1 protein-coding gene is annotated in these 246 nt (G+C 72.0%); it reads right to left on the reverse strand.

The genetic code is table 11. The features are described 5' to 3' along the window. A partial coding sequence (locus KVT45_RS55490) for a hypothetical protein (protein WP_217562750.1) occupies window positions 1–217 on the reverse strand: 217 nt, incomplete at its 3' end. Window positions 218–246: the final 29 nt, after the last annotated feature.

Consider the following 246-nt stretch of genomic DNA (forward strand, 5'->3'; position numbering starts at 1 on the left):
TGGACGACACGTAGGAGACGGTCGTGGCGAGGGCCAGCTCCCCGGGTGAGGTCGGGGCGGTGACGAGATAGGCCGCCCCGCCGACCTCCCGGTGGTCCTGGTCCTGCGGGAAGAGGCCGAGCGACATCGGATCGGCGCCGCTCGCCGGGACCACCGCCGGGTCGGTCGAGCCAAGGTCTCCCTTCGACTGGTCGTCCTCGTAGGTGTACCAGACCATCCCGGGGGGGGCCGCGACATACAGCGGCC

Origin of the sequence: Streptomyces sp. GbtcB6 (assembly GCF_019091475.1) — a bacterium.
In the GTDB taxonomy this organism is placed as follows: Bacteria; Actinomycetota; Actinomycetes; order Streptomycetales; family Streptomycetaceae; genus Streptomyces; species Streptomyces hyaluromycini.